Source organism: Pseudomonas sp. B1-22, from assembly GCF_050474425.1.
Lineage (GTDB): Bacteria > Pseudomonadota > Gammaproteobacteria > Pseudomonadales > Pseudomonadaceae > Pseudomonas.
In genome coordinates this window covers 478508-492503 of the sequence record NZ_JBCHVH010000001.1, presented here as the reverse complement: position 1 = coordinate 492503, position 13996 = coordinate 478508, and the positions used below count along the sequence as shown (strand labels likewise).

At 66.6% G+C, this 13996-nt stretch carries 11 protein-coding genes and 3 tRNA genes; 3 read left to right on the top strand and 11 right to left on the bottom strand.

Features of this window, described 5'->3' with window-relative positions:
- Positions 1–80: 80 nt before the first annotated feature.
- The 3 genes from ACQ5BL_RS02425 to ACQ5BL_RS02415 are packed head-to-tail and all read right to left on the bottom strand — an operon-like array spanning position 81 to position 2811.
- Positions 81–947: a rhomboid family intramembrane serine protease gene (locus ACQ5BL_RS02425; protein WP_243808888.1), complete on the bottom strand. Its 867-nt coding sequence runs from the start codon at positions 945–947 to the stop codon at positions 81–83.
- The gene (locus tag ACQ5BL_RS02420; RefSeq protein WP_207884333.1) at positions 944–1924 is read right to left on the bottom strand and encodes a metallophosphoesterase; all 981 of its coding nucleotides are present in this window, start codon (positions 1922–1924) and stop codon (positions 944–946) included. The genes ACQ5BL_RS02425 and ACQ5BL_RS02420 overlap by 4 nt, the downstream gene beginning before the upstream one ends.
- The gene (locus ACQ5BL_RS02415) at positions 1924–2811 is read right to left on the bottom strand and encodes an NAD(+) kinase (RefSeq protein ID WP_152224645.1); all 888 of its coding nucleotides are present in this window, start codon (positions 2809–2811) and stop codon (positions 1924–1926) included. The genes ACQ5BL_RS02420 and ACQ5BL_RS02415 overlap by 1 nt, the downstream gene beginning before the upstream one ends.
- A gap of 101 nt (positions 2812–2912) precedes the next feature.
- On the opposite strand from ACQ5BL_RS02415, the gene ACQ5BL_RS02410 reads away from it, so the two are divergent.
- A complete protein-coding gene (locus ACQ5BL_RS02410; protein ID WP_243808889.1) occupies positions 2913–3857 on the top strand; it encodes a DUF1853 family protein in 945 nt (314 codons plus the stop codon).
- On the opposite strand, the gene ACQ5BL_RS02405 is transcribed toward ACQ5BL_RS02410, so the two are convergent.
- From ACQ5BL_RS02405 to ACQ5BL_RS02395, 3 genes are all read right to left on the bottom strand, one after another.
- Positions 3845–4789 carry a 1-aminocyclopropane-1-carboxylate deaminase/D-cysteine desulfhydrase gene (locus ACQ5BL_RS02405; protein WP_430292772.1) on the bottom strand — a complete coding sequence of 315 codons (945 nt, stop codon included), beginning with the start codon at positions 4787–4789 and terminating at the stop codon, positions 3845–3847. The genes ACQ5BL_RS02410 and ACQ5BL_RS02405 overlap by 13 nt on opposite strands.
- Positions 4790–4799: 10 nt before the next feature.
- Positions 4800–6347 (bottom strand): chromosome partitioning protein ParA, encoded by a 1548-nt coding sequence (locus ACQ5BL_RS02400; RefSeq protein WP_243808890.1) that lies wholly within the window; start codon positions 6345–6347, stop codon positions 4800–4802.
- 261 nt (positions 6348–6608) lie between these two features.
- Positions 6609–8642 (bottom strand): NADPH-dependent 2,4-dienoyl-CoA reductase, encoded by a 2034-nt coding sequence (locus tag ACQ5BL_RS02395; RefSeq protein ID WP_243808891.1) that lies wholly within the window; start codon positions 8640–8642, stop codon positions 6609–6611.
- A 217-nt stretch (positions 8643–8859) separates the two neighbouring features.
- Between ACQ5BL_RS02395 and ACQ5BL_RS02390 the strand changes: the two genes are divergently transcribed.
- Positions 8860–9978, top strand: a complete 1119-nt coding sequence (locus tag ACQ5BL_RS02390) for a carbon-nitrogen hydrolase family protein (RefSeq protein WP_243808892.1) — start codon at positions 8860–8862, stop codon at positions 9976–9978.
- Positions 9975–11012 carry an AraC family transcriptional regulator gene (locus ACQ5BL_RS02385; RefSeq protein ID WP_243808893.1) on the top strand — a complete coding sequence of 346 codons (1038 nt, stop codon included), beginning with the start codon at positions 9975–9977 and terminating at the stop codon, positions 11010–11012. The genes ACQ5BL_RS02390 and ACQ5BL_RS02385 overlap by 4 nt, the downstream gene beginning before the upstream one ends.
- A 241-nt stretch (positions 11013–11253) precedes the next feature.
- On the opposite strand, the gene ACQ5BL_RS02380 is transcribed toward ACQ5BL_RS02385, so the two are convergent.
- The 5 genes from ACQ5BL_RS02380 to ACQ5BL_RS02360 form a co-directional block, all read right to left on the bottom strand.
- Positions 11254–11330 (bottom strand) — tRNA-Asp (locus tag ACQ5BL_RS02380).
- Between the two features lie 97 nt (positions 11331–11427).
- Positions 11428–11504: transfer RNA gene (locus ACQ5BL_RS02375), tRNA-Asp, on the bottom strand.
- Between the two features lie 16 nt (positions 11505–11520).
- Positions 11521–11596 (bottom strand) — tRNA-Val (locus tag ACQ5BL_RS02370).
- A 409-nt stretch (positions 11597–12005) separates the two neighbouring features.
- Positions 12006–12767: an SDR family oxidoreductase gene (locus tag ACQ5BL_RS02365; RefSeq protein WP_279577393.1), complete on the bottom strand. Its 762-nt coding sequence runs from the start codon at positions 12765–12767 to the stop codon at positions 12006–12008.
- A 2-nt stretch (positions 12768–12769) separates the two neighbouring features.
- Positions 12770–13981, bottom strand: a complete 1212-nt coding sequence (locus tag ACQ5BL_RS02360) for an O-succinylhomoserine sulfhydrylase (protein ID WP_243808895.1) — start codon at positions 13979–13981, stop codon at positions 12770–12772.
- Between the last annotated feature and the right edge of the window lie 15 nt (positions 13982–13996).

Here is a 13996-nt window from a genome sequence, read left to right as displayed (position 1 = left end):
CAGGTCGAGACGCCGGGACACGCGCCCCTGTAGGAGCGCGCCATGCGCGCGACGCGTGGGCATCGCCCACGCCCGCAGCCTCAATGTCCCGCGCGGCGCGCCAGCAAGCCGCCGATCAGGCCGCTCAGGCAACCCGCCACCAGGCCGCCCACATGCGCGCCGTTGGCGATGGAGCCGAAACCAAGCAAGTCGATCACCCCGGACAGGCACACCAGCAGCCAGATCAGCATCATCGCCACCACGCCCTTGGGCAACTGGTAGGCCGGGGTCGGCGCCATGCGCTGGAATATCCAGCAATGGCCGAGCAACCCGTAAAGCACGCCGGACAAGCCGCCGAACAGGCTCGACCCGCTGACGCCGAACTGCACGACATTGGAGATCAACCCGAAGCCCAGGCTCAGGCCCAGCAGCATCCAGGCACCCTGGCGGTACTCGATGCGCCGCCCGAGCTCCCAGTACCACATGCCGTTCATCGCCAGGTGCAGCCAGCCGAAGTGCAGCAGCATCGGTGAGAACAGCCGCCACCATTGCCCGGACGCCAGCGTCTCGGACAGCGGCACGAAGACCAGCTGGTCCTCGCTGACCATGCGGAAGTCCTGGAAGGTCAGCCAGCGCATGGTTTCCGGGTAGGTGCCGAGCAAAGTCACCGCGGCCACGATGCAGGTCACCAGCAGCACCGCGGTGGTCATCCAGCTCAGCTTCAACTGCTCCAGCAACCCCGGCCCACCGCGCCGGCGCTCGGCCTGCACGCTGAGCTGCGGGTCGCCTTGCGGATACCGCTCATACAGGGTGCGCACCTGTTCGGCCAACTGCGCATTGGGCACCCAGAGCACCTGCTCACCCGACTCCTCGCTGACCCGGAAGGGGACGTTCAGGCGCCGCAGCAGGGTGACGAACTCACCCAGGTCGACCGCCGCCGGCAGCCGTATCGCTTCCACCACGCTCACGCATCGCCCTCCGGCCGCTTCACATCCACCCACACGAACTTGCTGCGCTCCAGACGGGTTTCATCGTCCAGCCGATAGGCCGCCAGCTTGCCGTACATCACCGCGCTGTAATCCAGGCACGCCAGGTTGGGCCGGATCGGCGACGGTGTGCCACGCCGCCAGTAGTGACCGACGAACAGCAGCGGCTCGTCGGCGCCGTAGGTCAGCAGGCGCGACTTCTGCTCCTCGCTCAGGCGCTCGCTGGCGACTTCGTCGGGCAACCCGTCGGGCTGGAACACGATGTCGCCGTAGGTCTCCGGCTCGCGGTCCTCCGCCCAGAACTTGGTGCGGAAGAAGGCCCGGGTGAAGCCATCGCTGCCAGTCAGGGTCAGGCCGTTGGGCAGGCGCATGTCGGTACCACGCAGCAGGCGGTCGCAGGCCTGCTGGGCGAAGCTGCCGGGCTCCGCGGTGGCCTTGAGGAAGGCTTCGTCGATGCGGCCGTCATGGAACTGCTGGCGCAGCGCGTCGATCACGTCGTGGTCCCAGCAGGCGTGGACCATGCGGAAACGCCCGGCATCGAGAAACAGCGGCATGTCCTGGAACCAGCCAAGGAAGTCGCGCCAGTCCGCCGGATGGCCTTCGAACTGATCCAGGGTTTCCTTGATCAGCCGAGCGTGGCGCGGCGTGTGCTCGCGCACGTACTGGCGACCGCTGCCCGGCGCGGCGGGCGTGGACCAGCCCAGCGCGTTGAATTCGTGGTTGCCCATGATGCACAGCGCCTCGCCGGCGGCGACCATGTCGTGCACCCGGTGCAGCGCTTCGCGGATGCGCGGCCCACGGTCGATGATGTCGCCGAGGAACAGCGCCTGCCGCCGGGCATGCCGCCAGACGCCGCCCTGCAACCGGTAGCCGAGGCGCTCCAGCAGTACATCCAGGGTATTGGCGCAGCCGTGGATATCGCCGATCAGGTCAAAGCCGCGCGAGGGGTCGAGTTCCATCACTCGCTGCTCCCGAGGCGGCTGCCCCAGCCCAGCTTGGTCCGGCAGACTTCGTAGTAGTTGTGGTCGATCGGGTGGATCAGCCGCAGCTTCTGCGGCTTCTTGCTCACCGTGACGGTGTCGCCGGGGGCGCAGGTGAAGTGGTTCTGCCCGTCACAGGACACCTGCGGGTAAATCTGCATGTTCGGCGAGACGACGATCTTCAGCTCGCTGTTGCCGTCGACCACGATGGGCCGCCCGGACAGGGTATGCGGGTACATCGGCACCACGACGATGGCATCGAGCTTGGGATGCATGATCGGCCCGCCGGCGGACAGTGCGTAGGCGGTGGAGCCGGTCGGTGTGGCGACGATCAGGCCGTCGGCCTTCTGGCTGCAGACAAACTGGCCGTCGATGTGCAGCTCGAACTCGATCATCCGCGTCGACTTGCCGGGGTGCAGCACCACGTCGTTCAGCGCATCGCCCTGGCCGATGGACTCGCCGTGGCGGCGCACCTGGGCATCGAGCAGGAAGCGGCTCTCGACGATGTACTGGCCGCCGAGCACTTCGGCGACCTTGGTCTCCAGTTCGTCCGGGCGGATGTCGGTGAGGAAGCCGAGGCTGCCACGGTTGATCCCCAGCACCGGCACCTTGTGCCGCGCCAGGGCGCGCGCGGCGCCGAGCATGCTGCCGTCGCCGCCGACCACGATCACCAGGTCGCAGATTTCGCCCATGATCTTCCGGGAGCAGGTCTGCAGGCCGTGACCGGGCAGTACCTCGGAAATGGTGTCCTCGAGGATCACATGCAGGTGGCGCTCGATGAGGAAGCGCTTCAGCCGACGGATGGTTTCCAGGACCTGGGTGCTGCCCAGGCGGCCGATGATGCCGATGTTGCGAAAGGGTTCCATGGGACTCCGGGCGGCTTTGCGGTGCGGGAATGACGGAATTATGGGCGAAACGCCGAAGCAGCGGCAAACCGCAGCGCTGTCTGAGCGGCTAGGCTAGGGGAATGAGCGCTCTTACCTCCCTGTTGGATGAACTCCTGATCGAGCTGCGCCAGCCGCAGGTCCGCGACCTGGCCTGGACGCTGCTCTCCCCGCCGCTGCTCAATTCCGGCAGCCCGGCCCTGCGCCACCCGCTGGCGGCCAGCCGCTGGCTCGCCGAGCCCGAGCGACTGGCCAACTGGTTGCGGGCGCAGGAGCACTCGCCCACGCACTTGCTGGAACAGCTGGAAAGCACCCCACACCAACGCCTGGGCCGCTACTACGAGCGCCTCTGGCAATACGCCCTGGAGCAGGCGCCCGACCTGCGCCTGCTGGCCGCCAACCTGCCCGTGCGCGACAACGGTCACACCCTGGGCGAGCTGGACCTGCTACTGGAGGACGACGACGGCCTGCACCACCTCGAACTGGCCATCAAGCTCTACCTCGGTCCCAGCGAAGACGGGCCGAACGCCTGGCTCGGTCCCGGCGCGGAGGACCACCTGCTGCGCAAGATCGAACACTTCTACCAGCACCAGCTGCCGCTCTCGGCCACGCCCGAAGGACTGCGCGTGGTTCGCGAATTCAGCGAAGGCACACCCTCGGCAGGGCTCTGGCTCGGCGGCTACCTGTTCTACCCCTGGCCCGCGCGATGCCCGCCGCCCGCCGGCGCCTGCGACCACCATCTGCACGGCCGCTGGCTGCACCGCCAGGAGTGGCCGCGCTATCAGGAGCAGCATCCGGAGGGCTGGCAGGTGCTGTCACGCAAACGCTGGCTGGCGCCAGCCGCCTGCGATGCCGATGGGCGCTGGACGGCCGCGCAGTTCGCCGACTGGCTGGCCCAACTGCCGGAGGACGGCTTCCCGCAATTGCTGGTCCGTCTGGCGTTCCAGGACGGGCGCTGGCGCGAACAGGAACGCCTGTTCCTGGTGGGCGACCGCTGGCCGCGGGTGCACAGTGGCTATTCGCGCTGAATGGCCAGCGCCTGGAGGCGCTCCTGCATCGCCCGGCGCCCCTGCAGACCGCCCGTATGGACAGCGACGATGCGGCTGCCCCGATCGATCCGCCCGGCCACCACTTCGTCACGCAGCGCCAGCAGCAGCTTGCCGGTGTACAGCGGCTCCAGCGGCACCCCGCACTCGGCTTCCGCATCCAGGATGAAGCGCGCCAATTCCGGGTCGATCCGCCCGAAACCGCCGCGGCTGGCATCGATCAACCGGTAGCCGGATATCTCGACGCCAGCCTCCGCCAATAGCCCGGGCACCTGCACCTCGACGCCATGCCCCAGCGGTACCGCCAGGGCGCCCACCACTGGGTGCGCACCCTCCTCCCCCAGCACCAGGCCGGCCAGGGTGGTGCCGGTGCCGCAGGCGACCCACAGCTGCTGGTAGTCGCTCCAGCCAATGCCCGCCAACTGCTCGCGGGTCATTGCCACCATCGGCACACAACCTCGCGCACCAGGCAGACCGCCACCGCCCTCGCCCATCGGCAGCAGATCGGGGTGACGTTCGCGCCAGGGCGTCCAGAAGCCCGGCTCATGCCGTTGGCGATAACCACCGTAGCCCAGCCAGTGCAGCTGCATGCCGAGCCGGCGCAGGTCGGCGACCGTGGGGTTGCCCTGCTCCTCGCCGCGCAGCAGCCCGACGGTGCGGAAACCGAAGCGGGCACCGGCCGCCGCCAGGGCATGAAGGTGATTGGAATGGGCTCCGCCCAGGCTCATCACGCCCTGGAGGCCAAGATCGGCAGCCTGCTTCAGGTAGGGCGCGAGCTTGAACCATTTGTTGCCGCAGATGAGCGCATCGACCTGATCCAGACGCAGCAGCGCCAGCTCGATGCCAGCGCGATCGAGCCAACTCAGGTGAACGGGTTGCAGCGGTGCGACGGGGCGCCAGTCAGGGTACTGCAAGGCGCCCCGCTCAAGCCGTGGTGACGCTGCGCAGGCGGCCAGCGGTCTTGTGGCGCGCGCAGCAGTTGCTGTCGCCTTCGATGAAGCGCCCGGGCGTTTCCACGCGGTCGATCGGCAGGGCGCAGCGGTCGCCATTGGACAGCCGCCCCTCGCAGGTCGGCTGCTGGTAATGGGCCAACCACTGGCGGTACTGGTCTTCCGAGACGAAGCACTTGGCGGCAGCAAAGGCCATGGGGTTTTCCTGATAGCGGGTGACATCCGCCAGCGACAGCGTCAGGTGACCCGCGCCCGGGTGATAGACCACGAAGACCACACCCTGACCCGCCAGGCGCTCCAGCATCGAACTGTCCGCCGCCCCGGTCGACTGCGCAGCCAGTTCCTGGCGCAGGCTCTCGACGCTCTGCTGGAGTTCCTCCGCCTGCTCGCGCCATTGCGTGCTTTGCTGCTTCAGCAGGTCGAGCGCCTGCCGCAACCGCTCGGCTTCCTGACGCTGCTTTTCGGCTTCCTGGCGCAGCGTCTGGTTTTCCTGTTGAAGCCGCCGGCTTTCCTGCTGAAGCTGCTGATTCTCCTGCTGCAGCTGCTGGTCCAGCTCGTTGCGGTAACCCAGCTCTGCGTCGCGGACGGAAACCTGCTCCTGGTATCGAGCCTCCAGCGCGGCGATACGGGCCTTGGCCTCGTCCTCGATCTGCTGGCGCAATTGCTCCAGTTCGTCGCGGCCACTGGCCTCGATCTGCCGCAGCTGCTCCGTCAGTTCTTCACGGCCGCGCTGAAATCCGCTGACCTGCCCGTCCAGTTCACGACGCAGGTCGGCGTTGATGTCTTCTTCGCGCTTGAGCCCTTCGCGCAGTATCGAGACCTCGGCCTGCAGTACCTGGATCTGCTCCTGCGCATCGAGCTTCAGGCGGCTGAGCTCCTGTTCGTGCTGCAGGCTGATCTGCGACAGACGGAGCTCCTGCTGGTCGAGCAGCGCAGCAGTCTTCTGTTCGTGCTCCTGGAGCATTTCCCGCGCGAGCTTCTCGGCGGTTTCGCGGGACTCCTCCTCGGAAGGCGCATACCACTGGTGCTCGGCCGCCATCTGCAGGCGCTGGGGCTCGACGGCCGCCGGCTCTTCTTCCACCAGCACGCCGAGATTGTTGCGCTTCGCCGCGGCACGCAGCTTGGCCAGATGGCTGTCGTCGCCTTCGAACACCGGGTCCCACAGGTGCATCTGGTGCCAGGGCACCGGGCACTGGCTACGGCAGGCCAGGCGGATGGGGCCGGCGCCCAGGTCCGGGCCACGGCCGGCGCGATCGGCCAGGTTGCGCAGGGGCAGGTTCCAGCCGCGGTCGGCCTCACCGTTCTCGTCGAAGTCCAGGTAGAAGAACACCGCCGCCTTGACCATCAGGCGCGGGTTGATCAGCACATAGGCCAGTTGCACCTGCTGCTCGGCCAGGTCCGGCATCTGCACGACGTTATCGAGCAGCGCCTCGAATTCGGGGTAGAGCATTTCCTTGCAAACGCCACGGTCATTGAAGAAGACCACGGCTTCCACCATCTGAGGCTTCTTCTGCATGCTCATCGATTGACCTCTGGGCCTGTGCGGGAGGAAGTCTGGGAAATGATGCCGTAGGAAAGTGGCACCCTGATGGCAGGAATGTCCTGACATCCGGACCAGTCTAGGGGAAATAATGTCGCAGGCAATGTGACTGGGTTGGCACCCGACCTGCCGGTCAGGTTAACCGGGTAAGCGGCGAGATAAATCTGTGATGCAGTTTGTCATTCCGCAAAAAACGCAGGCCCCGGAGGAACTTTCCGGGGCCTGCGTTTCGGAGCTTGCGGCTCAGAGCTCGGCGGCGAGGCGCGAGCCCTGATTGATGGCACGTTTGGCGTCCAGCTCGGCGGCTACGTCGGCACCACCGATCAGGTGCACGCGCTGCCCGGCGGCCACCAGGCCGTCATGCAGCTCACGCAGCGGCTCCTGGCCGGCGCAGACGACCACGGTGTCCACCGGCAGCACCTGCGGCTCGCCGCCGGCCACGCTGATGTGCAGGCCGTCGTTGTCGACCTTGAGGTATTCGACGCTGTTGAGCATCTGCACCTGCTTGTTCTTCAACCCGGTGCGGTGAATCCAGCCGGTGGTCTTGCCCAGGCCGTCGCCGACCTTGGACTTCTTGCGCTGCAGCAGGAATACCTGGCGCGCCGCCGCGTGCGGGTGCGGCTTGATGCCGGCAACGCCGCCACGGGCTTCCAGGTTCTCGTCGATGCCCCACTCCTTCCAGAAGGCCTGGCGATCCAGACTGGTGGATTCGCCGTCGTGGGTGATGTACTCGGAGACGTCGAAGCCGATGCCGCCGGCGCCGATCACCGCCACGCGCTTGCCCACCGGCTTGCGCTCGAGGATGGCGTCCAGGTAGCTGATCACCTTGGCGTTGTCGATGCCCGGAATGGCCGGGGTGCGCGGCACGATACCGGTGGCGAGGATGATCTCGTCGAAGCCGCCCTTGGCCAGGTCGTCGACGCTGACGCGGGTGTTCAGGCGCAGGTCGACGCCGGTGGTCTCCAGCTTGCGCTTGAAGTAGCGCAGGGTCTCGTAGAACTCTTCCTTGCCCGGCACGCGCTTGGCGACGTTGAACTGGCCACCGATTTCACCGGCGGCGTCGAACAGGGTCACTTCATGGCCACGCTCGGCCGCCACAGTGGCGGCGGACAGGCCGGCAGGGCCGGCGCCGACCACGGCGATCTTCTTCACGTGGGTGGTCGGGATGTAGTTCAGCTCGGTCTCGTGGCAGGCGCGCGGGTTCACCAGGCAGCTGGTCAGCTTGCCGCCGAAGGTGTGGTCCAGGCAGGCCTGGTTGCAGCCGATGCAGGTGTTGATTTCGTCGGCACGACCTTCGGCGGCCTTGTTGACGAAGTCCGGGTCGGCGAGGAACGGACGGGCCATGGAGACCATGTCGGCGTCACCTTCGGCCAGTACCTGCTCGGCCACTTCCGGGGTATTGATGCGGTTGGTGGTGATCAGCGGGATGCCGATCTCGCCGCGCAGCTTGGCGGTGACCTTGGTGAAGGCCGCGCGCGGCACCTTGGTGGCGATGGTCGGGATACGCGCCTCGTGCCAGCCGATGCCGGTGTTGATGAGGGTGGCGCCGGCCTTCTCGATGGCCTTGGCCAGCAGGACGATCTCGTCCCAGGTGCTGCCGCCTTCCACCAGGTCGAGCATCGACAGGCGATAGATGATGATGAAGTTCGGGCCCACGGCCTCGCGCACGCGGCGGACGATTTCCACTGGCAGGCGCATGCGGTTCTCGTAGCTGCCACCCCAGCGGTCGGTGCGGTGGTTGGTGTGGGCGACCAGGAACTGGTTGATGAAGTAGCCTTCCGAACCCATGATCTCGACGCCGTCGTAGCCGGCCACCTGGGCCAGGCTGGAGCAATTGACGAAGTCGGCGATCTGCTTCTCGATGCCCTCTTCATTCAGCTCGCGCGGCTTGAACGGGTTGATCGGCGCCTGGATGGCGCTGGGCGCCACGGACTTGGGACTGTAGGCGTAACGGCCGGCATGGAGGATCTGCATGCAGATCTTGCCGCCCGCCTCATGCACCGCCTGGGTGACGACCTTGTGTTTCTCGGCCTCTTCCGGAGTGCTCAGCTTGGCTGCGCCGGAATACACGCCACCCTCCTCGTTCGGGCCGATGCCGCCGGTGACCATCAGGCCGACGCCGCCACGGGCGCGCTCGGCGAAGTAGGCCGCCATGCGCTCGAAGCCCTGGGGCTTTTCTTCCAGACCGGTGTGCATGGAGCCCATCAGGGTGCGGTTGCGCAGCGTGGTGAAACCCAGGTCCAGGGGGGCGAGCAGGTGCGGATAAGGGGCGGTCATACGTCCTCCAGCAGTCACGGTGGCGCCGCTCCCTCGGCGCGTTCGCTCAGGGAACGCGAGGCACGGGGCGCGGTCGGTATGGGGCAGACTCTAAGGAGCCACCCTGCCCCGCTCAATGATCAAAAGTAACAACTTACTGATCGAAGATGACACGGCGACTTGGCAACGCCCGGCCTAACCCCTACCCTGTGGGGCATCTACCGAGTACTCGTCCCCCATGCGCAAGCTGATCTTCCTCATCCTGGTGATCCTGTTCGCCGGCTATGCCGGTTGGGCGGAGCGTCGCCCGGTGGGCCACTACCTCTCCGACCTGCGCAGCCAGGTCGCACTGAACCAGGGCGAGCCCTCCGAACGCGGCAACCTGCTGGGCGTGCAGCCGGAACTCTTCACCCAGGACTACCAGAGCGTCGAGCGCCTGCGCCTGAAATTCCACGCCTACCTGGCCAAGGCCCGTGACGAAGGGCTGATCAACCCGCGCACCGTGGTGGTCTTCCCCGAGCACATCGGCACCTGGCTGGTAGCCGCCGGCGAGAAGCCCGAGGTCTACCAGACCGAACACCTGGCCGAAGCCATGGAGTGGATGGTCGCCAGCAACCCGCTGAAAGTGGCGCGCGGCTGGCTCGGCGCCAAGAGCGAGGACCGCATGGCCGACGCCCTGTTCCGCATGAAGGCGGTGGACATGGCCCACGACTACCAGACACTGTTCGGCGGACTGGCGAAGGAGTTCGGCGTGACCATTGTCGCCGGCTCCATCGTGCTACCCAACCCGCAGATCGTCGAAGGCCAGATCCGCACCGGCAACGGCCGCCTCTACAACGTCAGCCAGGTCTTCGGCAGCGACGGCCTGCCGCTGGGCAAGCCGCAACGCAAGCTGTACCCCATCGACGAAGAGAAACGCTTTACCCGCGGCGCCGACGCCGACGACCTGCAAGTGCTGCAGACACCCGCCGGGCGACTGGGCGTGCTGATCTGCGCCGACAGCTGGTACCCGGCGGGCTATGCCGCACTGGCGGCGAACAAGCCGGACTTCATCGCGGTGCCGGCCTTCCTCACCGGCAATGGCAACTGGAGCAAGCCCTGGAAGGGCTACAACGGCGCCGCCACGCCGAGCGACGTGAAGCTCAAGCCCGGCGAACTGAACGAGGGCGAAGCCTGGGAACGCCTGGCACTGGCAGGTCGCATCGGCGAAAGCGGCGCCCGCGCCGGCATCACCGTATTCCTCCGTGGTCATCTCTGGGACCTGGGCAGCGACGGCCGCAGCCTGGTGGTCAGTGGCGACAGCCACACCCTGGCGCCGGACGGTCCCGGCGCTCGCCTGATCAATCTCTGGCTATGAGCCGTCCGACCATGCGTCTTGGCGATTTGTCCGTGGGCTTCGTCCACAGCCTCGCCGACGCACTGGCGGAAAGCGGCGTCGCACCGCAACCGCTGCTGGAACAATACGGACTGGATGCTGCACGCCTTGGCGAGCCCGGCGCGCGCCTGTCGATCCCGCGCTACATGCGCCTGGGCCACGCCGCCATCCAGCAGAGCGGCGATCCCGCCCTGGGCTTGCGCATGGGCCAGCTGAGCCGCCCCAGCCAGAGCGGCCTGGCCGGCGTCACTGCGGCGCAAGCACCCAACGTACGCGCCGCCGCCCGCGCACTGATCCGCTTCGAGACACTGTACGCGCACAACTACCGCGGCCAGAGCAGCTTCATCGAAGACGCCAGCGGCGCCTGGCTGCGCTTCTACTCCATCAGCCCGTACAACGCCTACAACCGCTTCGTGGTGGACTCGGTGCTGGCGGGCTGGGTGAGCATGCTTGGCAGCATCGGTGCGCACCCACTGCGCCCGGAGAAGGTCGATATCGAGTATCCGGCGCCCGCCTGGGCTTCGCGCTTCGAGGAGATGCTGGGCTGCCCGGTGGAATTCGGCGCGCAGCACAACCAGTTGCGCCTGGATCAGGCAGCGCTTGCGCGCAGCAACCCGGACCACTGCCCGAGCACCTGGCGGCAATTGCTGGAAATCTGCGAGAAGGAACTCGAACAACTGACCCGCACGCGCAGCCTGCGCGAGCGTGTAGCCCAGTTGCTGGGACCGATGCTCAACGGGCGCGAGCCGGACCTGGAGGAAGTCGCCGCGCGCCTGAAGCTGCCGACCTGGACGCTACGACGCAAGCTGGCCGAGGAAGGCACGCAGTTCCGCAGCATCCTCAATGACACCCGCCGCGACCTGGCGATGATCTACATCCGCGACACGGACCTCGCCTTTGGCGAGATCGCCTACCTGCTCGGCTTCGCCTCCGCGGAGGCCTTCCAGCGCGCGTTCAAGCGCTGGAGCGGACAGACGCCAGGGGAGTTCCGCCGCGCCCAGCGCCACAGCGCTTGATCACATCTCCGTGGCGTCGTCGGCCGGCTCCGGCAGATCCTGTTCCACGGCGTGCAGTTCCAGCAGTTCTTCCTGATAGTCGTCCATTGGCTTTTCTCCTGACCGTTCGATCCGGTTTTAGCAAAGACCACGGATAAAAAGCTAGACGTCGAAAGTGAACGCGCTGTGACAGCGTCTTACAGAGCTTTTCGGACGGGAACGAAAAAGCCCCCAGATATTGCTACCTGAGGGCTTTCGAATATGGCGCAGCGGACGGGACTCGAACCCGCGACCCCCGGCGTGACAGGCCGGTATTCTAACCGACTGAACTACCGCTGCGTGTCGGTTGGACTTGCGTCCGGTACAGCAACCTCCTTGCGCCTGGAGTGAGTCACTCGACAAGCCGGTTCGGGGTAGGAACCAAGGAGGGGGAAAATGGCGCAGCGGACGGGACTCGAACCCGCGACCCCCGGCGTGACAGGCCGGTATTCTAACCGACTGAACTACCGCTGCGCGTAACTTGCGAGAGTGGTGGGTGATGACGGGATCGAACCGCCGACCCTCTGCTTGTAAGGCAGATGCTCTCCCAGCTGAGCTAATCACCCTTCGTCTCGAAGTGGGGCGCATTCTACAGCCGACGAATCCTAAGTCAATGCCCTGATTGAACTTTTTTTCATTTTCCGCGAAAAAAGTTCGCGCCGCCGGTGCGGTGAACAAACTCGCCACAGGGAAGCTCTGTCCTCGTTGGCGCGAAGCGTATCCGAGACGAGCCCCTCAGGCATGGTGCCAACCTGTAGGAGCGCGCCATGCGCGCGATCGCGGGCATGGCCCGCTCCTACAGGGGAAATGCTGTGCCAAGCGGTTCGCGAGCAAGCTCGCTCCTACAGGTGTGGCACCTACGCTCTTCTGTAGGAGCGAGCTTGCTCGCGAACAGCCCAACGCCCAAACCGTCCACCCACGCCGCAAAAGAAAAAAGGCGACCATCGGGCCGCCCTCCTCTTCCACGCCCGACACTCAGTCGAGGTAGATCATCTTGCGCGTCATGCCGCCGTCGATCACCAGTTCCTGGCCGGTGACGAAGCCGGCGCTGTCGCCGATCAGCCAGGATACCGCCGAGGCGACGTCCTCCACCGTGCCGACACGACCGACCAGGTGCTGATCATGGTCCAGTTCGGTCAACGGCTCGGCCTCACGCTCGCGCAGGTCGCGGGCATCGATCCAACCGGGGGAAATCGCGTTGACGCGAATCTCCGGGCCCAGGCTGCTGGCCAGGGCATGGGTCAGCGACAGCAACCCGCCCTTGCTTGCCGCGTAGGCTTCGGAGTTCGGCTCGGACTGGTGTGCACGGGTGGAGGCGATGTTCACGATGGCGCCATTGTGCGCGCGCAGATAAGGCGCGCAATGCTTGGCCAGCAGCATCGGACCGGTGAGATTCACCGCCAGCGCGCGGTTCCACTCGTTCAACCCCAGACTTTCCAGCGCGCTGTTGTGCGGCCGGGCAATGGCGGCATTGCTGACCAGCGCATCGAGACGGCCATACAGGCCGATCACCTCAGCAATCGCCGCCGCCACCTGCCCTTCATTGGCCACGTCCAGCGCGATGAAGTTGGCACGCTCGCCCAGTGCCGCTGCGACTTTCGGGCCGCGTTCACGGTCGATATCCGCCAGCACCACCTGCCAGCCCTCGGCGATCAGCCAGGCACTGATGCCCAGGCCGATGCCGTGCGCCGCCCCGGTGACCAGGACGACGCGCCCGTTGCCGAGGATGTCCGCCATGCTCACAGGGCTGCCAGGCCCCGCGCCAGGTCGGCCGTGATGTCGGCGACATCTTCCAGGCCCACGGCGACGCGGATCAGGTTGTCACGGATGCCAGCGTTCTCGCGCTCCTGCGGCGACAGGCGTCCGTGGGAGGTAGTGGCCGGGTGGGCAATGGTGGTCTTGGTGTCACCCAGGTTGGTGGTGATGGAGATCATCCGGGTGGCATCGATGCAACGCCAGGCCGCAGCCTTGTCGCCCTTCACCTCGAAGCTCACCACCGCACCGAAGCCCTTCTGCTGACGCTTGGCCAGTTCGTGCTGCGGATGGCTCGGCAGGCCCGCGTAGTACACGCGCTCCACGCCCGGCTGCTGCTCCAGCCACTCGGCAACCTGCTGGGCCGAGGCGCTGTGGGCCTGCATGCGCACGCGCAGGGTTTCCAGGCCCTTGATGAAGATCCAGGCGTTGAACGGGCTGAGGGTCGGGCCAGCGGTACGCAGGAAACCGACGACGGGCTCCATGTGCACGCGGCGACCGGCAACCACGCCGCCCATGGTACGGCCCTGGCCGTCGATGTACTTGGTCGCCGAGTGGATCACCACGTCCGCGCCCAGCTTCAGCGGCTGCTGCAGCGCCGGGGTGCAGAAGCAGTTATCCACAGCCAGCAGCGCGCCCTTGGCGTGGGCGATATCGGCCAGTGCGGCGATGTCCACCAGTTCGGCCAGCGGGTTGGACGGCGATTCGACGAAGAACAGCTTGGTGTTCGGCTTGCAGGCCGCTTCCCACGCATTCAGGTCACTCAGCGGTGGGTAGTCCACCTGGATGCCGAAACGCTTGAAGTACTTCTCGAACAGGCTGATGGTCGAGCCGAACACGCTGCGCGAGACCAGCACGTGGTCACCGGCGCTGCACAGGCTCATCACCAGGGAGAGGATGGCCGACATGCCGGTGGACGTGGCCACCGCCTGCTCGGCGCCTTCCAGCGCGGCAATGCGCTCCTCGAAGGTGCGCACCGTGGGGTTGGTGTAGCGCGAGTAGACGTTGCCCGGCACTTCACCGACGAAACGCGCGGCCGCATCGGCGGCGCTGCGAAACACGTAGCTGGAGGTGGTGAACAGGCCTTCGCCGTGCTCTGCCTCCGGGGTGCGGCGCTGACCGGCGCGCACCGCGAGGGTGTCGAAGCCGACGCCCTCCAGGTCGCTGTCCAGCCGGCCGGCTTCCCATTCCTGAGCCATGCCCTGCTCTCCCTA